The sequence below is a fragment of the Stenotrophomonas sp. ATCM1_4 genome (genome assembly GCF_004348115.1).
Classification (GTDB): Bacteria; Pseudomonadota; Gammaproteobacteria; order Xanthomonadales; family Xanthomonadaceae; genus Stenotrophomonas; species Stenotrophomonas capsici.
In genome coordinates, this window is the sequence record NZ_QPFB01000001.1 from 101298 (window position 1) to 120838 (window position 19541).

Genomic DNA, 19541 nt, shown 5'->3' on the forward strand with positions numbered 1-19541 from the left:
TCCTCGGGGATGTCGTCAGGGAGAAGGGGAGGGCGCTGCAAGGCGCGTCATCACCGGCCTGCACAGCAGCAGGCCGATGGCCGATACGGCCGCCAGCAGCAGGTAATACGGGGCATAGCCCAGGCCTTTGGCCAGGAAGCCGGAGGCCGCGCCGCCGATGAAGAACAGCAGCAGCTCGAAGCACACCAGCAGGGTGAAGTCGGTGCCGGCCTGCTCGCGCGAACTGACCCGCATGAACAGCGCATACAAGCTGGTCATGGCCACGTAGCGCAGGGCCAGCATTGCCACCACCAGCGCGCCCAGCCCCCACCATGAGCCGGCCAGCACGCCGCCGTACAGCAACGCCGCCAGCAGCACGTACAGCACGCTGCGCCAGATGCCGACGTGCATCAGCAGCTGTTCGGCGCTGCGGCGCTTGAGCAGCCACGCCGCGGCCACGGCGGCAAGCATGCCGATGCCGGCACCGGTCACCGAGATCAGCAGGCCGATATCGGTCAGGCTCCACTGCTGGTCGACCAGCAGCGGGTTGATCATCGCCATCGCCGGTGCTTCGACCAGTCGGTACAGCACGATCAGCAGCAGCGCCCAGCGCATCGACGGCCGGCGCAGGGCGCGCAGCACGCTCGGGCGCTGCTGCTCGGCCGGGCGCGGTTGCTCCTGCACCGCCTGCACGGCAAGCAGGGTCAGCGCGCTCATCGCCGCCAGGGTCAGCAGCGCCACGTTCCAGCCACGGGTTTCGTACAGCCACAGAACGCCGGCGCCGCCGACCATGCTGCCCAGCGCCACGCCCACGCTCTGCGCCATGCTGCCCAGCCGGTGCTCGGCCGGTGCCAGCGCTTCGACGGTGTAGCCGTCGATGGCGATGTCCTGGGTGGCGGCGACGGTGGAAATCCACAGCCCCACCGCGAGGAACACGCCCAGACCGTGGTCCAGCCCGGTCGCGGCCAACGCCAGGATGCCCGCCAGCAACAGCAACTGCGTCAGCCACAGCCAGCTGCGGCGGCGTCCGATCCGTGGCAGGTGCCAGCGGTCGACCAGCGGCGCCCACAGGAACTTGAACGCCCACGGCAGGTACAGCAGCGACAACATGCCAATCCAGCGCAGGTCCACGCCCTGGCTGCGCAGGATGGCCGGCACCGCCACGTTGTAGAAGTACAGCGGCAGCGCATGCGCCATGTACAGCGCCACGATCACGGTCAACCCCAGCGGCGCGGCGGCCGAACGCTCAAGGCGCATCGCCGGCCTCCCACTGGGTGGTGATCCACTGCAGGCCGGTGTATTCGTCGGTGGTGACGAAGTAGGGCACGCCCCAGGCCGCGTGCAGGGCCGGGGTGTCCAGCCGCTGCTGGTCCTCGGCCGAGACGGCGATGCGCACCAGCCCGCGGCAATACCGGCGGAACGCGGCCTTGTGCTGCTTGTACCAGACCGCCTGGATCGCCCGGTAGTCCTCGCAGAAGCCGGTACCGGGCAGGGTGGCGGCGATGAAGAAGAACGGCGTTCCAGCAACGATCAGGCGTTCCACGCCGGCCAGCCAGCGGCGGATCTCGTCCGCATCCACCTGGCCATGGAACACGGCGCGTACCAGCACCGTCTCGTTGATCGTCAAACCCATCACTGCTGCCTGTTCAGGAAAGAACGCCCAGCGACAGGTGCCGGGCCTTAAATGAGAATAGTTACCAATTCCATTGCAAGTTTAGGCGGGGCGACGGAAAATTTAGGCACGACCACATTCCCGGGATGCCCTGCATGCAGGTTTTCACCTGCGCCGAACTGATGACCGCCGCCCACGCGCTGGGTGGGCAGGTCGATTTCGATGCCGGCATGGCCGACGCCACGCCGGTGCTGGCCGGCTGGCAGCAGGTGCATGCGGTCGATGACGGGGTGGTGCTGTACCTGAGCCGCAGCCGCGACATGGTCGGCGGCAGCAGCCACAACCGGCTGGCGCCGGGCATCACCGCCGGCTTCCTGGTCGATGGCGAGGCCGACGTGGCCATCGGCAGGCATCGGCTGCGCCTGGAAGGCGCCCAGCGGCGCATGCCGACGATGCTGGTGCACCTGCGCGAGGAAGACAGCTTCCGGCGCCATTGGCAGGCCGGCCGCCAGGAGGGCAAGGTCAGCCTGCACCTGGGCGATGACTGGCTGCGCCGTCAGTTGGATGGCGATGCAACCGGTAGCGCGCGGTTGTCGCGGGTATGCCGCAGCCATGCCGACAACCACGCCTGGCGCCCGGGTGCGCCGTTGCTGCAGCGGGCGACACGGTTGCTGCAGGACGCGCCGCAGGCGTTGCCGCTGGTGCGCCGCCTGCAGCAGGAGAGTTTCGCGCTGGAGCTGGCCGCCGACGTGCTGCAGGCCCTGTCGCAGGAGGACCAAGCGCGTCCATTGAGCGCGCACCTGCAGCGCTGCGTGTCACGCCTGCAGCAGTGGCTGGAAAGCGGCGAGGCCGACGCACTGAGCATCACCCAGATGGCGCGCCAGCTCGGCACCAACGCGGTCGACCTGCAACGCGGCTTCCAGCACTGCCACGGCCAGAGCATCGCCCACCACCAGCGCCAGCTGCGGCTGGAACGCGCCCGCCAGGCGCTGCAGCGTCAGCGCGTACCGGTGGACGTCGCTGCCACCATCGCCGGCTATGCGCACACCAGCAGTTTCAGCGCCGCCTTCAAGCGCCAGTTCGGCGTGTCGCCGTCGCAGCTGAAGTAAGCCCGGCAGGAACCAACCCCAGTAGGAGCGGCTTCAGCCGCGAAGCGAGTGAGCGGGTTCGCCGTGAAGACATTCCGGTAGCTGATGATCGCTCAAGGAGAATCCGCGACACCTGCTCGGGAAATGCAGGTCGTGCCTCCGTGGAATTGCTGACGGAAAAGAGCAGTAGATCAAGAGAATATTGATCGGTGCCTCGGACAAACGGGCGGCTGCTTTCGACCCGAAGCGGTCATCTCAGCCGTGAGCCATTACTCGAAGCAAGAAAGCGATTCTGTTCGGTACGAGCTTGCAGTTCATGATTTCGGCGGGTACGGACCGGAAGCCGCGCAACTATAGACGGAGCAGCTGGAAGTGCTTGGGGGACTACTTGCGCCAACCGGTGTTCAAGATCCAATAATTAGTTGCCCATGCGCTAGGCGTCATGGCGCAGGTCTTTGACCATCGGAGGGACCGACATGCAGAAGCGCGTCATCATGCGCGATGGTATCGACATCGCTCGAAGTGCCGAGACTGTATTCAATTTTGTGAGCGTTGGAACGACTGATCCGCAGTGACGTACCGAAGTGGATCGAATGGAGGTGACGGGCCCCCCTATGCTTGGCACTCGCTGGGAAGAGTTCTCTACATTTTTCAAGTTTTTCCATACGGTAACGCCCGTAATTGTCGTCGAACTTCAGGCGTCAGGCCGCGTTGTGGTGCAAACGCCGCCGGAACACACTTCCTGGTTGCGAAGTATTCGCGAAGTTGAACGACTCGGGCCTGACGAATCACGATTCAAATACGAGTTGGCATTCGAACTCGCCGCCTTCAAGCAGATGACGCCAGTTGTTCCCCCGCCATCCTTCGTCTCGTGGTGGTACGGGGGACGAATTCGTAGATACCTGCGAAATGCGAAGCGAATCCTAGAGTCTCGCCCGAAGGAATGACATCAACGACTCGTCTCGGCCAGTAGCGACTCCGAGCGCCTGCGCGCACTTCGCGGGCCTGTCTATCCCAGGCGTTCGATCAGAAAATCGATGAGCACGCGGATCTTCCGCGCCGGGTGTTGGGCTGAAGGTCGGACAACGTAGATACCGCCTTCCGGCGCCGGATAGCCCGCCATCACCTGGATCAGCGCACCCGATCGGAGATACTCGTCGATGAGGAAGTCTGGCAGCGCAGCGATGCCGAGCCCGGCAAGGGCGGCGGACACGATGGCGATACCGTTGTCCGCCTTGAACCGCCCCTGCGGATGCACGGTGATAGTCTTTTCGCCGTCGATGAAGCGCCAGCTTTCGGTACCCTGCATCAGCGCTTCATGCGCAGTCAGCTGCTGCGGCGTTTCCGGTGCGCCGTGCTGCGCGATGTACGATGGACTCGCCACCAGCCTGCCGTTCAGCGGGGCGATTCGACGCGCGATTAGATTGGAATCGGCCAGGTAACCGACACGGATCGCACAGTCGAAGCCCTCCGCCACGATGTCGACAAAGCGGTCGCTGTAGCGCGTATGCACTTGCAGCTGCGGATGCCGTTGTGCGAACTCCGCGAGGATCGGCGCCAGATGGGTGATGCCGAAGGTCGGCGGCGCGGCGATCCGCAGCAGGCCACGTAACTCGCCGCTGGGGAAGATCGCATCGCGCGCCATGTCCATCTCCACACAGATGCGGGCGGCGTACTCGCGAAAGGTGCTACCGGCCTCGGTGAGCGCGGCGCCGCGGGTGGTCCTTGCCAGGAGTTGGGTGCCGAGTTCCGCCTCCAACCGCAGCAGGCGGCGGCTGACAATAGATTTCGCCACACCAAGCCGTCGCGCGGCAGGCGAAACACCTCCGGCTTCGGCGACTTCCACGAATGTCTGCAGGTCCTCGAAATCCATCATCGTTCCCCATTTAGCGACACAGATACTCACTTCTTACGCCTAGCGTACCAATAATTGCGACGGCAATCTGTCCTCACTGCGGCGCCACTCCGGCGCCAGCCATCCCGAGGAGATTCGCCATGAACCACTCCCACGCTACCGATGTGTGGAAGTCCGAACAGGTCGCCCTGATCCTGATCGACTACCAGGCGGAAATGTTCGCCAACCTCCGTTCCGAAACCAGCCCTGAGCAAGTCGAGTTGAATACCCGGCTGCTGATCAAGATCGCGAAAGCGTTCGACATCCCCGTCGTGCTGAGCACTGTCGGCGTTGAAATGGGCGTGAACGGCCCGACGCGCGCGTCGATTCAGGACGAGCTGCCGGGCATCCAAGTGATCGACCGCAGCTCGATGAATGCCTGGGACGATCCGGCCTTCCGCGCCGCCATCGAGAAGACCGGTCGCAAGCGCTTGGTCTTCGGTGCGCTGTTCACGGAGATCTGCCTGACGTTCCCGATGCTGGACGCCATGCGCGACGGCTATGACGCCATGTTCGTGGTCGATGCCGTCGGCGGCATGTCCCAGCTGGCACACCGCACCGCAGTGGAACGTTTGACCGCCGCAGGCGCCGTGCCGAACACCTCGCTCGCCCTGGTCACCGAACTGTTCCGCGACTGGCAATCGCCGCTGGCCGAGAAGGCACGCGAAGTCATCACGTGGTACGTGCCGGAAGCGCAGAAGCTGTCGGCGGCATTGGCCAACCAGGCGGAGGTCTCAGCATGAACACTCGTTCAACAGTCGCTGTCGCGCCTGGCCGTGGGATCACGTTCGCTTCGTGGACGCTGCGCATCCTGGCCGCAGTCGCCTTCCTCACCGCAGGCAGCGCCAAGCTCGCCGCTGCGCCGATGATGGTGGCTGTCTTCGACCAGATCGGCATCGGCCAATGGTTCCGTGTGGTGACCGGCGTACTGGAAGTCGTCGGCGCCCTCGCCCTGTTGATCCGGCCCACGGCGGGACTCGCCGGCCTGATGCTCTCGGTCACGATGGCGTTCGGCGTGCTGACCCATCTTCTGCTCATTGGCGGCAGCCCGGTGCCCGCGCTTGCGCTGCTGTTGATCACCGCCGCCGTCGCATGGCTGGAACGCCGGCGCATCGCGCATACACTGCGCCCCCTGCGTAGGGTATGGGCATGAGCGCTGTAATGAAGTCGTCCCCGATGCCAGCTCAGCAGCATCCGTCGCCGCGGCTCATCGTCCATCGTACGCGCGGTCATAGTCACGGCCCGATTACGCGATTGATGAGTCCCTCCGATCTCGGCGGCGTGGTCAAGCCGTTCGTTTTCCTCGATCTCTTCGACGCGCAAGGCGCGGCCCTCCGAGGCATGACCGAGATGCCATTGCATCCGCATTCGGGCATCGCCACGGTCACCGTTTTCACCGAGGGACGCGTGCGCTACGCCGATCCGGACGCAGGTACCGGAACGTTGGGGTACGGCGGCGTGGAATGGATGCGCGCTGGCGGCGGAGTCTGGCACGGCAAGGAAATGTCGCCCGACGACGTGCCGCGCATCCAAGGCTTTCAGTTGTGGCTGGCGCTACCCGCCGAACTTGAAAGCAGCGAAGCAGTTAGTCGCTACATCGAAGCACAGGACATGATGCAGGTCGGCCCCGTGCACGTCATCGTCGGCCAGCACGAGGGCGTGCAAAGCCTGGTGCCGGCACCCGACGGCGTCAACTATCTGCTGGTAACGCTGCGCCCCGGTGAACGCTGGACGTATCGTCCGCCGAGCGGCCACGATGTGGGCTGGCTGGCGCTGGCCAAGGGACAGCTGGATGCCGGAACGCGGGTCGAGGCCGGAGAAATGGTGGTTTTCGAGCCGGGCGAAGTTCCGATCGTGCTGCAGGCCTCCGGCACTACGGATGCAGTATTCGTGCTGGGCTCTGCCGCGCCGCATCCGCATCACTTGCATCTTGGCTCCTATTCGGTGCACACGTCCGAGCAGGCGCTTGAAGCCGGCGAACGCCGCATCGCGGAGATTGGTCGCAGGCTGAAGGACGCCGGAGACCGCACCACTTCCGTTGGGACAGTGCCAGTGTTCCGCTGAAAGATGGGTTGTCTGATTGCGTGATCGAATTTCGCAATCTGCACATCGAGGCAAGTTGAAGCGGACATCACGATGTCCGCTTCTGGCCGGAAGCAGATTTGGAAGATCAAATCAAGACCGGGGTCACGCCGCTGGGCACCGGATATGACCAGCGCCGCATTGCAGTCCATACCCAACGCTTCCAGAATCAAGCGGCGGCAAGTGCACGGTCCACCCGCTAACTGGCCGCACACGCACATGCAATGAATACCTCAACTCATCACCAACGGAAAGTCGGGTCACATGCTCAAGATCGTGGTTGCTGCAGCATTCCTGTTGACCGCCAACAGCGCACTGGCGCGTGATCGCCCGATCCAATCGTGCGAGAAGGCGCCGCTTCTGGCAGAAATCCAGAAACGTGTCCCCGACCACGTCATCGGTGAATCGGCCGACGTGAAGCCTGCGCCGGTGGGGAAGCTGCCGGCGTTTCCCCGTGGCATTTGGATGCGTTCGGGGAGCAGCCTGACCTGTGTCGTGGTGGCGCTGGATGCGGCAGGAACACCGCAGGATGCCGTCGTCTCCTATCCGTCCCGGTTCGCGTTGACCGAGCAGGAGAAGCAGATGGTGCTGTCCGTCCAATGGACGCCGGCGCAGGTCGGTGGGCAGGCGCGGCCGTCGCTGGTCTCGATGGATTTCCAGACGCGCTGACGAGCGGCTCGCTTCCCGGTGAACAGCCGGGTCGCTGCGCAAACCGCTTCTGCGCGACCTGCGCAGTCTGTGTGGAAGAAACACATCGACGCGGGCGCTGGCTCGCCCGCCCCGGTGATCGTGCGCCACCTGCATCGCCTCTCCGAGGCAATACAGGCGGCGCATCATCGGCTTACGCCATCTGCACGATATGCAGTGCCTTCGGGTTGCGCCACGTTGCCAGCAGCGCCGCTTCGCGGGCCTTGGCTTCGTGCAGGTGCGCTTCCTTTACGTGGCCGTAGCCGCGGATGTGCTCGGGGATGCTGGCGATGTCCACCGCCAGCGCCAGCCGGCGCGCATCCAGCCCGCCCAGCAGTTCCTGCAGGGTCTTCTCGTAGTCGGCGATCAGCTGGCGTTCGCCACGGCGTTCCTCGGTGTAGCCGAAGACGTCGAAGCGGCCGCCGCGCAGGCCCTTGAGCTTGGCCAGCAGGCCGAAGGCCTTGAACATCCACGGGCCGTACTCCTTCTTCAGCAGCTGGCCCTGCTCGTCGCGCTTGGCGAACAGCGGTGGCGCCAGGTGGAAACGCACCTGGTAGTCGCCCTCGAATTGCTGCTGCACGCGCTTGATGAAGTCGCCGCTGGTGTACAGGCGGGCCACTTCGTATTCGTCCTTGTAGGCCATCAGCTTGAAGAAGTAGCGCGACACCGCCTCGGTCAGCGCGGTGCTGCCCGGCACGGCCTGCTGCTCGGCGCTGCGCACCGCATCGACCAGCGTGCGGTAGCGCTTGGCGTAGGCCGCGTCCTGGTAGTCGGTGAGGAAGGCACTGCGGCGCGCGACCAGCTCGTCGAGCGAGCGCGACAGGCGGCCGTCGTCCAGCGCGGCGAAGGTGGCTTCGCCATTGGCCGGGCCGGCGGCGGGCAGGCCGCGCACCTCCGGTTCGTTGCCGGGGTTGCGCGGTGCCGACGGCGCGCCGGCCTCGCTGCCTTCCCATTCGCCCGGCGGCAGTTCATGCAATGCACCCGGCGTGCGTTCGGCCTGGGTCGGCGCGTTGCGCACCAGCCCGGCGGCCTGCTGCACGGCCTGCGGATCAATCGCCGCCAGCCGGCCCCAGGCGAACGCCTTCTGGTTCATCTCGATGGCCGCGCCATTGAGTTCCACCGCGCGCATCAGCGATTCCAGCGACAGCGGCACCAGGCCCTGTTGCCAGGCAAAGCCGAGGATGAACAGGTTGGCGGCGATCGCGTCGCCGAGCAGCGCGGTGGCCAGCTGGGTGGCGTCGAGCAGGATCGGGTCACGCCCGCCCAGTGCCACCTTCACGCCGGCGATGATGTCGGCCGCCGGGAACTGCATGTCCGGGTGCGTGGTGAACGTGCCGGGCATGGCTTCGTAGGTGTTGAGTACCACCTGCGAGCGCTCGGCGCGCACCTTGGACAGCGCCCAGTAGTCGTTGACCACCACCATGTCGCAGCCCAGCACCAGGTCCGCTTCGCCGGCGGCGATGCGCACGGCGTGGATGTCGGCCGGGGTGTGGGCGATGCGGATGTGGGTGGTGACCGCGCCGCCCTTCTGCGCCAGGCCGGTCTGGTCGAGCACGCTGGCGCCCTTGCCTTCCAGGTGGCCGGCCATGCCCAGCAGCGCGCCGATGGTGACCACGCCGGTGCCGCCGACGCCGGTGATCAGGATGTTCCAGGGCTGGGACAGGTCAGTGCGGAACGCCGGGGTCGGCAGGTTGTCGAGCAGGCTGGCCGCATCGCTCTTCTTGCCCTTGCGCAGCTGGCCACCGTGCACGGTGACGAAGCTCGGGCAGAAACCAGTGGTGCAGGAGAAATCCTTGTTGCAGTTGGACTGGTCGATGTCGCGCTTGCGGCCGAACTCGGTTTCCTTCGGCAGCACCGACACGCAGAAACTCTTTTCGCCGCAATCGCCGCAGCCTTCGCAGACCAGCGAGTTGATCAGCGTGCGCTTGGGCGGGTCGACCAGCTTGCCGCGCTTGCGGCGGCGGCGCTTCTCGGTGGCACAGGTCTGCTCGTAGATCAGGATGCTGGTGCCCTTCACCGTACGCAGCTGCTTCTGCACGGCGTCCAGCTCGGCGCGGTCGTGGAACTCCACGTCGGACGGGAACTCGTGGCGACGCGACTTCCATTTCTCGATGTCGTCGGACAGCAGCACGATGGTGTACACGCCCTCGGCGCGCATCTGGTGGGCGATCTGCGGCACGGTCAGGGTGCCGTCCACCGGCTGCCCGCCGGTCATCGCCACCGCATCGTTGTAGAGGATCTTGTAGGTGATGTTGACGCCGGCGGCGATCGCCTGGCGGATCGCCAGCGAGCCGCTGTGGAAGTAGGTGCCGTCACCGAGGTTCTGGAACACGTGCTTGGTGTCGGTGAAGGCGGCCTGCCCGGCCCAGGTGACGCCTTCGCCGCCCATGTGGGTGAAGGTGTCGGTGTCGCGGTCCATCCACGTCACCATGTAATGGCAGCCAATGCCGGCCATCGCACGCGAGCCTTCCGGCACGTTGGTGGAGGTGTTGTGCGGGCAACCGGAGCAATAATGCGGCACGCGCGGGAACTGCGCGCGCGGCAGCGCCATCTCCGCTTCCTTCTCGTCCATCCAGCGCAGGCGCTGCTCGATCGATTCGGTGTTGAAGAACTGCTGGATGCGGCGGCCGATCACGCCGGCGATGGTGGCCGGGGTGAGTTCGCCGGTGGACGGCAGGATCCATTCGCCCTGCTCGTCGTACTTGCCGACGATGGACGGGCGCGCGCCCCAGCTGGCCGGCCAGTTGTAGAAGTACTCCTTCATCTGCCGCTCGATGAAGGCCTTCTTCTCCTCCACCACGACGATGTCCTGCAAGCCGCGTGCGAACGCGGCGATGCCCTGCGGTTCCAGCGGCCAGGTCATGCCGACCTTGTACACGCGGATGCCGATCTGCGCGCAGGCCTTCTCGTCCAGGCCCAGGTACTCCAGCGCCTGCAGCACGTCCAGGTAGCTCTTGCCGGTGGTGACGATGCCCAGCCGCGCGTTTGGCGCGTCCATCACCACCTTGTCGATGCCGTTGGCGCGGGCGAAGGCCTGCGCGGCCTTCACCGCATAGCGGTGCAGGCGCATCTCCTGTTCCATCGGCGGGTCCGGCCAGCGGATGTTGAGCCCGGCCGGCGGCATCTCGAAGTCTTCCGGCAGCACGATACGGCGTGCGAACGGGTCCACGTCCACCGATGCGGAGGATTCCACCGTCTCGGCGATGGTCTTGAAGCCGATCCAGCGGCCGGTGTAGCGGCTCATCGCCCAGCCGACCAGGCCCATGTCCAGGATGTCCTGCACCCCGGCCGGGTTCAGCACCGGCATCATCGCGCTGACGAACTCCTCCTCGCTGCCATGCGGCAGGGTCGAGCTGCGGCAGGCATGGTCGTCGGCGGCCAGCGCCAATACACCGCCGTGCCTGGAGGTGCCGGCGGCATTGCCGTGCTTGAACACGTCGCCGCAGCGGTCCACGCCCGGGCCCTTGCCGTACCACATGCCGAACACGCCATCGACGTTGGCGCCGGGGAACAGGTTGGTCTGCTGGGTGCCCCAGACCATGGTCGCGCCGAGGTCCTCGTTGAGGCCGGGCACGAACTTCACCTTGGCTGCTTCCAGGTGCTTGCGCGCACGCCACAGCTCCAGGTCGAAGCCGCCCAGCGGCGAGCCACGATAGCCGCTGATGAAGCCGCCGGTGTTCAGCCCCGCCGCCAGGTCACGCTGCTGCTGCATCAGCGGCAGCCGTACCAGTGCCTGTACCCCGCTCAGGTAGATGCGGCCGTCGGTGCGCGTGTACTTGTGGTCCAGCGTGTAGTCGCGGTCGCGGACCCCGATCAGCGGGTCATTGGCGGACGCGGGCGAGGTAAGTTCGGCAGTGCTGGTCATGGCTGGCCCATTGCAAAAAACGGCTGGCGGCTGGCGCCGCTGGCGGCGCGCGTGGCAGCCGGCGATTGTAGCAGTGGCCGTTTCAGCCCCCCCCTGCTGCAATCGCACACGGGCCGCCTTGCGGGTTAGGATCGGGGGCTGGATGTGAAAATCGGGATACGGGGATTGCTGTGATGGGGATGATCAGGCGTCTGGTCGCCGGCACCGTGCTGGCCGGGCTGTTGTTTTCCAATGCATGGGCCGAAGGCCTTCCGAAGATCAACGAGTTCTATTTCGACGAGGACACGGCGGCCAAGCCGATCCAGGCGGTGCCGCCGGAGCAGGCCGACGTGGTGGACCAGCTGATGAAGCTGCGCGAGCGCGGCCGCAAGGGGCTGGAAGCGACCGTGCAGCTGGCCAGCATCGCCTATGCCGAGGGCCGCGATGAACTGGGGGCCAAGCTGTACCAGGAAGCCTATGCGACGGTGAGCGAGTCTTCGGTGCAGATGCGCGGCCTGCGCTGGAACCAGGGCTGGGACCTGTATCGCCGGGGCGAGGTCGATGCCGCCCTGGGCCTGTGGACGCGCGCGGCCGAGAGTGCGCGCGGCAACCCCGGCTGGCTGCCGCCGACCCTGGCGCTGGCACTGTGGAAGCAGGGCAACAAGGCCGATGCGCTGGCCTGGTATGCCGCCGCCGTGCGTACCGAGCCCACCCAATGGGGCAGCAGCGCCGAGTTCGCGCGCCTGTTGCCGGCCTGGACCGATGCCGAGCGCGCGCAGCTGGCCGAGGTGCAGCAGGCCTGGGCGGCCAATCCGCCGGCCTGGCCCTGACCACCGCCCCGCCCGCAGGCCGGGCGGGGCTTGACCACATCCGGACGATTGCCGATTCCAATGGCGCGGCCCGGCAGGGCATGCTTGCGGCATGGCTTTCGATGCATTCGCACTGATCTTGGCCATGCTCGCGCTGGGCATGGTCTTCGCACGACGGCGTACCTTCCCGGACAACGCCGCCGACACGCTCAACCGCGTGGTGCTGTACCTGTGCCTTCCCGCCGCAGTGCTCACCTACGTGCCGCGCCTGCAGCTGGACCTGTCACTGGCCGGCATCATCGCCACTCCCTGGCTGTTGATGCTGTTGAGCGTGGGCCTGGTCAGCCTGGCCACGCGCCTGTTCGGCTTCGAGCGGCAGGTGCATGCGGTGCTGCTGCTGTGCGTGGCGTTGTGCAATTCCAGCTTCATCGGCTATCCGATGGTGCGTGCACTGCTGGGCGACCATGCCTTGCCGTACGCCGTGGTCTACGACCAGTTCGGCACCTTCGTGCTGCTCTCGACCTTCGGCCTGTACGTGCTGGCCCGCTACAGCGGCGATGCGCCGCCCACCGCCGGCGAGATCCTGCTGCGCATCCTCCGCTTCCCGCCGCTGTGGGCGCTGCTGTTCGCGGTGACGCTGATGCCGGCCGAGCCGCCGTCGTGGGTCGCCTCGGCCTTGAAGAGCCTGGCCGACGCGATGTTGCCGCTGGTGATGCTGGCGGTCGGCCTCACCATCCAGTTGCGCCTGTCGCGTGCCGAGCTGGCGCCCCTGGCGGTGGGTCTGCTGCTCAAGCTGCTGGTGTTGCCGGCGGTGGCCCTGCCGCTGTCACTGGCCTTTGGCCTGCGTGGTGAGATGCTGCAGGTTAACGTGCTGGAGACGGCCATGCCGACCATGATCACCGCCGCCGCGCTGGCCATCTCGCACCGGCTGGCGCCGCGCCTGGCCGCGGCGATGGTGGGGTATGGCATCGTGCTGTCGCTGGTGACCCTGCCGGCGTGGGTGTGGGTGCTGCATCATCTGGGGTGATGCGCGCACGGCGACGAATTTCAATCCGTTGGGAGGATCAAGGCATGCGTGGACAGGGAATGTGGGCGGCGGTGTTGCTGGTGTTTGCCGGCATGGCCAATGCGCAACCGCCGGCGGAGGAGGAGATCGTACCGGAGCAGTTGCTGGCGCGGATCGAGGCGCAGAATGCCGCACGCCTGCAACTGGCCCGCGGGCTGGCGGCCACCGGCGAGCCGCGCAAACTGTATGCCGCCTCCCTGCTGGTGCCAATGCGCATGGACCTGGCGAGCAAAGGCCTCAAGCGCGAGCCCGAAGCCGATGCCTGGCTCACGCAGGCCATTGCGTCCGGTAGCACGCAGCCGCTGATCGCGATGGAAGCCGTGCGGCGTTGCATCGGGAAGGACGCCTGCGCCATCGATGTCGCGGTGCAGACCTTGCAGGGGGACGGTGCCGCCGATGCCGGTTCGCAACTGCTGCTGAAGCGGCTGGCCGAACACCGCAAGGACGCTGCCCAGGCCGCGCAGGCGTGGCAGCGGGCGACGCAGGCCACGCGTTACGGTGACTCGCTGGCGCAGCTGGTGGGCTTGCTGGATGAAGCCACGCGCGACATGCCATGGCCGGTATCCGATGCCGCGCGCGCGGCCGAATGGGAGCAGCGCAATGGCGGCAGCTATGCCGACCAGGAGCGCGCGATCACGTTGTTCGGCATCGCCGCGACGGTGTGGATGCCGGAGCTGAAAACGGCCTTCGAAGCGTGCCCGAAAGACATCGGTGAGCCCGCGAGGAGGCAGGCGTGCGAACGCGTGTTCTCGGTGATGGCCGACAGCACCTCGAACGCGGTGGCCCAGGCCGGTGCCCGATGGATGTTCGAAGCCAGCGCGGGCACGCCCGCGCAGGCACGGTGGGAGGCGCGCCGGCGCCTGCTGGCGTGGATCAGCATCCGTGTCAGCGGCGTGCTCGGATCGGAAGAGGGCACCGCGCCCAAGGTGAGCCCCGCCGACTACATGCGCTGGATCGGTGATGACGGGGAACTGCCGGCCATGCGCCGCCTGCTGGCCGTGCATGGCATCGCCGCCGAGCCGCCGGCGGACTGGCAACCGCCGTCCACGCCCCAGTGAGGCGAAGCCTGCCTGTGGCATCGGCAAAGCCGGAGACGGTCAGGTTCGCCGGCGGTTGGTGATGGGTGGGCGAACGTTTCCCGGGCGTGCCGTGCTCACCCGGGCCAGGTGATGCATGCCGCGGCTCAATCGGCCGGCACGGTGCGCTCGCGCGCCCAGTCGCGCAGCGACTGCACCTGTTCGGCCATCAGCACCGACAGCGGCCGGGTGTTGCGGATCTCGGCCATCAGCAGCTCGGTGTCCAGCGGGCGCTGCTCGGCGTGCGCGGCATACAGCCCGGCCACCACCGCCTGTTCGATCTCGGCGCCGGAGAAGCCTTCGCTGGCCGCCGCCAGGGCGGGCAGGGCGAAGGCTTCCGGGTCCAGCTGGCGGCGTTGCAGGTGCAGCTGCAGCAGCTCCACGCGCACGTCCGGGGCCGGCAGGTCGACGAAGAAGATCTCGTCGAAGCGGCCCTTGCGCAGCAGTTCGGCCGGCAGCTCGTGCACCTGGTTGGCGGTGGCGACGATGAATACCGGCGCCTTGCGCTCGGCCAGCCAGGTCAGCAGGTAGCCCAGCACCCGGCGCGACACGCCGCCGTCCTCGCCATTGCTGGCCAGGCCTTTCTCGATCTCGTCGATCCACAGCACGCACGGGGCCAGCTGCTCGGCCGAGGTCAGCGCCTCGCGCAGGTTCTTCTCGGTCTCGCCGTGGTACTTGTTGTACAGCGTGCCGAAATCCAGCCGCAGCAACGGCACGCCGAAGCCGGCGGCGGTGGCCTTGGCCAGCATCGACTTGCCGCAGCCCTGCACGCCCAGCAGCAGCATGCCCTTGGGCGGGTCCAGCCCCGGCGGGGCGTTGCCGGAGACGAACACCGCCCGGCGCTGCTCGATCCAGCGCTTGAGCCGGCGCGCGCCGGCCACCTCGTTGAAGCGCGCCGAGTCGTACTCGTAATGCAGGTTGCCGCTGCGGTTGAGCAGCTCGAACTTGAGCTTGGCCAGCTGTGGCAGGTCGTCGGCCTGCAGCGCGCCGTCTTCGTAGATCAGCTGGCGGGCGATGCGGCGGGCGTCGGTCATGCTCAGCCCGCGCAGGTTGCGCAGGATCTGCTGCACCGCGTCCTGGTCGGCCTCGACCCGGCGCCCGCCGTTGTCCCTGGCGTAGCTGGCCGCCTCCTCGCGCAGCATCTTCAGCAGCGCGTTGGCGTCGGGCAGGCGCGGGTTGAAGCGGGTGGCCAGGGCCTCCAGCTCCGGCGGCAGCTCGACCTTGGCCCCGACCAGCACCAGCACGTGTGGCTGGCTGTGGCGGCGCTGGACGATGTCGCGCAGCAGCCGCTGGTGGCTGGCGTAGCCCAGGTAGGGGTGGAAATCGAGCAGCAGGTAGATGCCGCGCTGCTCGGCCTCCTGGATCATCCGCAGCACCGAGCTGGCGTCGGGCGGGCCGAATGCCTCGTCCTCGCGGTCCATGTCGATCCGGCGCAGGCCCTCGGTGATCGACCAGCGGTACAACGCCCGCCAGACGTGCATCAGCGCCTGCCGGAACAGTTCCACGACCCGCGACTCATCCTGGGTCTGGATGACGATCAACGGCGTGTTGGCGCGGATCAGCGCGGTCAGGTCCTGCAGTTCGCTCATGGTGGTTCCATCCCGGGGGCGACACGATAGCAAAGCCGGGCCCCGGGGCCGACCCTCACCCGGTGACTACCTTTGGTCATGCAACGCGGTGTACGCTGCGGGAACGTTCCGCGGAAACGAGGCGTGCATGAAGACGATCCTGGTAGCCGGCTCCAAGGGCGGTGTCGGCAAGACCACCATCGCCACCCACCTGGCCGCGCATTCGGCCCTGGCAGGCCATGCCACGGTGATTGCCGATGCCGATCCGCAAGGCTCCAGCAGCCGCTGGGCCGAGCGCCGGGCCATGCTGGACAGCGCCGTGCTGCCGGTCGACGTGCACCGCAAGAAGAACTGGGAAAAGCTGATCCCCGACGGCACCGAGCAGGTCATCATCGATGCCCCCGCCGGCGCCTACGGCGAGGACCTGGAGCGCTTCACCGACATCGCCGACGCGGTGGTGGTGCCGGTCCTGCCCTCGGCCCTGGACATCGAGGCCATCGTCGGCTTCCTCAACAGCCTGTCCAAGCTCAAGCGCGTGCATTCGCGCGCGCTGCCGGTGGGGCTGGTGCTCAACCGCACCAAACCGTGGACGCAGACATCGCAACAGGCCCGGCAGATGCTGGGCCAATGGCCGTATGAGGTGGTCGCGCAGCTGCGCGACAGCCAAAGCTACGTGGTGATGGTCGGGCTGGGCCGCAGCCTGTTCGACTATCACTCCGCCCAGGTACGCGAGCACCAGCAGGACTGGGAGCCGCTACTCAAATGGTTGAACAAGGTCTGACAGGAGTACTCCCCGGCCATGCGTGAACTGATCCTGCTGCGACATGCCCATGCCGAACCGGCCAACAACGGCCTGGCCGACATCGATCGTCCCCTTTCCCCGCACGGGCTGGCCGAGGCCGAGGCCGCCGGGCGCTGGCTGCTGGAGCAGAAACTCACCCCGGACCGGGTGCTGTGTTCGCCGGCGCGGCGGACCCGCGAGACGCTGGAGGCGGTGCTGGCACTGACCGGCTACGTCGAGCAGCGGCTGGAGGAGCGCATCTACGACGCCGTGCCCGGCACCCTGGCCGCGTTGCTGGATGAACACCGCGAGGTCGAACGCCTGCTGGTGGTGGGCCACAACCCGGGCCTGGAACAGCTGGTGGCGCTGATGCACAGCGGCCAGTCCGGGGATTACCGCGGCATGCCGCCGGCCTCGGTGGCGGTGCTGTCGCTGCCGATGGAGGCATCGATAGAACCGGGCATTGCCCGTCTGGCGGCGTTCTGGTGGCCGTAAGTCCATGGGTTTGTTCCGTGGCGGGCTGCTGCTGGGCTTGCTGATCGGGCCGGTTTCGTCCTTCGCGGCGGAACCGCCCCAGTTCGACCCGGCTCATTCACAGTTCGGCTTCGAGATCCGCACCCGCTTCGGCCAGAAGATCGAAGGGGTGTTCCGCCGTTTCGATGCACAGGCCACCGCGCTGCCCAACGGGCAGCACCAGGTGGTGCTGCGCATGTACACCCAATACGTCGAGATCCCCGACAAGCCGCGCTACACCGGCTGGATGCGCGGCGAGGATTTCTTCGACGTGGCGCGTTACCCGGTGATCGAGTTCCGCTCCGATCCGTACTCGCCGGAGCTGATCCACCAGGGCGGCGACGTCAATGGCTGGTTGACCATCCGTGGCATCAGCCGCCGGGAGACGCTGCACCTGGCAAAGCCTGAATGCGCACGTCCCGGCTATGATTGCGACCTCGTCAGCCGGGGCACCGTCCAGCGCGGGCGGTATGGCATGGACAGCTGGCAGATGGCCCTGGGTGATCGAGTGACCTTCATATTGCGTACGCGCCTGAGCAGCGCCCCCCCAAAGTGAACCCTTTCGTACGACTTTTCCTGCTGCTGGCGGCGCTGCTGGCCGGCGGTTGCGCCTCGCTGTCGCCGCAGCAGCGCGACCGTGCCCAGGGCATTGCCATCGCCGCGCGCTCGACCGTGGTGGACTGCGACCGGCCGGACCGCTGCGCGCTGGATTCGCCGCTGCGCGCGCTCGGCGGGCAGGCCATCACCGAATCGGCGCCCGGGCTGCCGCGCCACTACGCCACCATCGTGGACGAGGGCGAACTGGCGCTGGTGGCGCGCCTGAACCTGATCCGCAGCGCCACCCGCAGCATCGACCTGCAGACCTACATCTTCGACACCGACGACAGTGCGCGGCTGGTGATCGACGAACTGCTGGCCGCCGCCCGGCGCGGGGTCAAGGTGCGGGTGCTGATCGACCAGCTCTCGGCGATCTCCGACGTGCAGATGCTGGCCGCCCTGTCCGGGGCGCATGCCAACTTCGAGCTGCGCGTCTACAACCCTGCCTTCGGCAAGGCCAAGCTGAACTACCTGGACTACGCCGGCAGCGTGCTGTGCTGCTTCCGCCGTTTCAACCAGCGCATGCACAACAAGCTGCTGGTGATCGACGACGTGCTGGGCGTGGTCGGTGGCCGCAACTACCAGGACGATTACTACGACTGGGACAACGAGTACAACTTCCGCGATCGTGACGTGATCGTCGCCGGTCCGGAGGCGCGGGAAATGGCCGCCAACTTTGAGTCGTTCTGGGTCGCGCAGCGCAGCGTTCCGGCCGAACGGCTCAACGACGTGGGCCGGGCCCTGCTCAAGCAAGGGGTGCCGGCGATGCCGCAGGCCAACTTCCGCCACCCCGAGCGGATCGAGCGGGTGGGCGAGGAGGCAACCGACCCGGCCTTCATCGACGAGGCCTTCGTGCAGACCGCGCTGCCGGTGCGGTCGGTGGCCTACGTGGCCGACCTGCCGCGCAAGCATCGCCGCGAGGACGATGATCCGGACGATGGCCAGCATGTCACCGAGCCGCGGCTGGATGCCCTGATCGCCTCGGCCAGGACCGAAGTGCTGCTGCAGACGCCGTACCTGGTGTTGTCCAAGCCGGCCCAGCAGCTGTTCCGCGACCTGCGCAAGCGCGAGGCCGCGCCGCGGGTGGTGGTCTCGACCAACAGCCTGGCCGCCACCGACAACCCGATCGTCTACGCGCTGTCATACAAGTACAAGCGCCGCAACCTGCGCGAACTGGGCTTCAACATCTACGAATACAAGCCGTTCCCGCTCGATGCGCCGGTCAACTACCCCGGGCTGCTGCCCGAGCCGGTGGACGTCGAATCGGTGCCGTCCGGCCGCAACCGGGTGATCGGCGGCAGCGCGGCCGGCAGCAACGTGCGCGGCAGCGGCTCGGGCCGGCGCAACACGCCCGGAGGCAGCGACGTCGAACGCGAGGTGTTGCGCACCGAGACGCGCCCCTCGTTCCTGAGCCGGCGCGCGGCCAACCGGCCGCTGCCGGTGACCCGCAGCGGCGCGCGCATGGGCCTGCATGCCAAGTCGCTGGTGGTGGACCGCCGCATCGGCGTGATCGGCACCCACAACTTCGACCCGCGCAGCGAGAACTACAACACCGAGGGCGCGGTGATCATCGAGGATGCCGCCTTCGCCGAGCAGTTGGCGCGCAGCATCGAGCGCGACATCGCCCCGGACAACTCCTGGGTGGTGGCGCCGCGCGAGAAGGCACCGGTGTTCTCCGGCCTGAACTACAGCATCGGCAAGGCGTCCGAGGCGCTGCCGGTGCTCGATTTCTGGCCGTGGCGCTACGCCACCATCTATGAGTTCAAGCCCGGCCCGGACTGCCCGCGGCCGCTGCCGCGGCAGGACCCCGGCTTCCGCGCCTGCTACACCGCCATCGGCGATTTCCCGGAAGTGGACGTCGGCCCGAAATGGCTGCTGGTGCGCATGCTCACTGCCTTCGGCGCCGGGCTGGTGCCCATCCTCTGACTGCGTCCCCGCAAAGGTT

At 67.1% G+C, this 19541-nt stretch carries 17 protein-coding genes; 12 read left to right on the forward strand and 5 right to left on the reverse strand.

Going from position 1 to position 19541, the window contains the following annotated elements; translation table 11 throughout:
• Window positions 1-15: 15 nt before the first annotated feature.
• Together ATCM_RS00445 and ATCM_RS00450 are read right to left on the reverse strand one after the other, a co-directional pair.
• Window positions 16-1236: an MFS transporter gene (locus ATCM_RS00445; protein ID WP_132862334.1), complete on the reverse strand. Its 1221-nt coding sequence runs from the start codon at window positions 1234-1236 to the stop codon at window positions 16-18.
• Window positions 1226-1612 carry a hypothetical protein gene (locus tag ATCM_RS00450; protein WP_132862335.1) on the reverse strand — a complete coding sequence of 129 codons (387 nt, stop codon included), beginning with the start codon at window positions 1610-1612 and terminating at the stop codon, window positions 1226-1228. The genes ATCM_RS00445 and ATCM_RS00450 overlap by 11 nt, the downstream gene beginning before the upstream one ends.
• Before the next feature lie 134 nt (window positions 1613-1746).
• Between ATCM_RS00450 and ATCM_RS00455 the strand changes: the two genes are divergently transcribed.
• Window positions 1747-2700, forward strand: coding sequence for an AraC family transcriptional regulator (locus tag ATCM_RS00455; protein ID WP_132862336.1), 954 nt, complete (start codon window positions 1747-1749; stop codon window positions 2698-2700).
• A gap of 988 nt (window positions 2701-3688) precedes the next feature.
• Here ATCM_RS00455 and ATCM_RS00460 read toward each other — a convergent pair.
• The gene (locus ATCM_RS00460; RefSeq protein WP_132862337.1) at window positions 3689-4552 is read right to left on the reverse strand and encodes a LysR family transcriptional regulator; all 864 of its coding nucleotides are present in this window, start codon (window positions 4550-4552) and stop codon (window positions 3689-3691) included.
• Between the two features lie 122 nt (window positions 4553-4674).
• Here ATCM_RS00460 and ATCM_RS00465 point away from each other — a divergent pair, with 122 nt between their 5' ends.
• From ATCM_RS00465 to ATCM_RS00480, 4 genes are all read left to right on the forward strand, one after another.
• Complete coding sequence (locus ATCM_RS00465) at window positions 4675-5316, forward strand: isochorismatase family protein (RefSeq protein ID WP_132862338.1); 642 nt, start codon at window positions 4675-4677, stop codon at window positions 5314-5316.
• On the forward strand, window positions 5313-5726 hold the full coding sequence (locus tag ATCM_RS00470; protein ID WP_132862339.1) for a DoxX family protein: 414 nt from the start codon (window positions 5313-5315) through the stop codon (window positions 5724-5726). The genes ATCM_RS00465 and ATCM_RS00470 overlap by 4 nt, the downstream gene beginning before the upstream one ends.
• A 104-nt stretch (window positions 5727-5830) precedes the next feature.
• Complete coding sequence (locus tag ATCM_RS00475; protein ID WP_243693930.1) at window positions 5831-6637, forward strand: pirin family protein; 807 nt, start codon at window positions 5831-5833, stop codon at window positions 6635-6637.
• A gap of 282 nt (window positions 6638-6919) precedes the next feature.
• On the forward strand, window positions 6920-7324 hold the full coding sequence (locus tag ATCM_RS00480; RefSeq protein WP_132862341.1) for a hypothetical protein: 405 nt from the start codon (window positions 6920-6922) through the stop codon (window positions 7322-7324).
• Window positions 7325-7496: 172 nt separating this feature from the next.
• Here the strand turns inward: ATCM_RS00480 and ATCM_RS00485 are convergent, their stop codons facing one another.
• Complete coding sequence (locus ATCM_RS00485; RefSeq protein ID WP_132862342.1) at window positions 7497-11207, reverse strand: indolepyruvate ferredoxin oxidoreductase family protein; 3711 nt, start codon at window positions 11205-11207, stop codon at window positions 7497-7499.
• A gap of 173 nt (window positions 11208-11380) precedes the next feature.
• Here ATCM_RS00485 and ATCM_RS00490 point away from each other — a divergent pair, with 173 nt between their 5' ends.
• The 3 genes from ATCM_RS00490 to ATCM_RS00500 all read left to right on the forward strand — a co-directional run bounded on the left by ATCM_RS00490 (window position 11381) and on the right by ATCM_RS00500 (window position 14119).
• Window positions 11381-12016 carry a tetratricopeptide repeat protein gene (locus tag ATCM_RS00490; protein ID WP_132862343.1) on the forward strand — a complete coding sequence of 212 codons (636 nt, stop codon included), beginning with the start codon at window positions 11381-11383 and terminating at the stop codon, window positions 12014-12016.
• Between the two features lie 91 nt (window positions 12017-12107).
• Window positions 12108-13022: an AEC family transporter gene (locus ATCM_RS00495; RefSeq protein WP_132862344.1), complete on the forward strand. Its 915-nt coding sequence runs from the start codon at window positions 12108-12110 to the stop codon at window positions 13020-13022.
• A 44-nt stretch (window positions 13023-13066) separates the two neighbouring features.
• On the forward strand, window positions 13067-14119 hold the full coding sequence (locus ATCM_RS00500; protein ID WP_132862345.1) for a hypothetical protein: 1053 nt from the start codon (window positions 13067-13069) through the stop codon (window positions 14117-14119).
• 125 nt (window positions 14120-14244) lie between these two features.
• Here the strand turns inward: ATCM_RS00500 and ATCM_RS00505 are convergent, their stop codons facing one another.
• Entirely contained in the window at window positions 14245-15726 is a 1482-nt protein-coding gene (locus ATCM_RS00505; RefSeq protein ID WP_132862346.1) for an AAA family ATPase, read from the reverse strand.
• Window positions 15727-15853: 127 nt separating this feature from the next.
• On the opposite strand from ATCM_RS00505, the gene ATCM_RS00510 reads away from it, so the two are divergent.
• Genes ATCM_RS00510 through ATCM_RS00525 form a run of 4 tightly spaced genes read left to right on the forward strand, consistent with a single transcriptional unit; the run spans window position 15854 to window position 19522 of the window.
• Complete coding sequence (locus ATCM_RS00510) at window positions 15854-16486, forward strand: ParA family protein (RefSeq protein WP_132862347.1); 633 nt, start codon at window positions 15854-15856, stop codon at window positions 16484-16486.
• A gap of 18 nt (window positions 16487-16504) precedes the next feature.
• On the forward strand, window positions 16505-16981 hold the full coding sequence (locus ATCM_RS00515) for a histidine phosphatase family protein (protein ID WP_132862348.1): 477 nt from the start codon (window positions 16505-16507) through the stop codon (window positions 16979-16981).
• Window positions 16982-16985: 4 nt separating this feature from the next.
• A complete protein-coding gene (locus ATCM_RS00520; RefSeq protein ID WP_132862349.1) occupies window positions 16986-17555 on the forward strand; it encodes a YceI family protein in 570 nt (189 codons plus the stop codon).
• Window positions 17552-19522, forward strand: coding sequence for a phospholipase D family protein (locus tag ATCM_RS00525; protein ID WP_132862350.1), 1971 nt, complete (start codon window positions 17552-17554; stop codon window positions 19520-19522). The genes ATCM_RS00520 and ATCM_RS00525 overlap by 4 nt, the downstream gene beginning before the upstream one ends.
• Window positions 19523-19541: the final 19 nt, after the last annotated feature.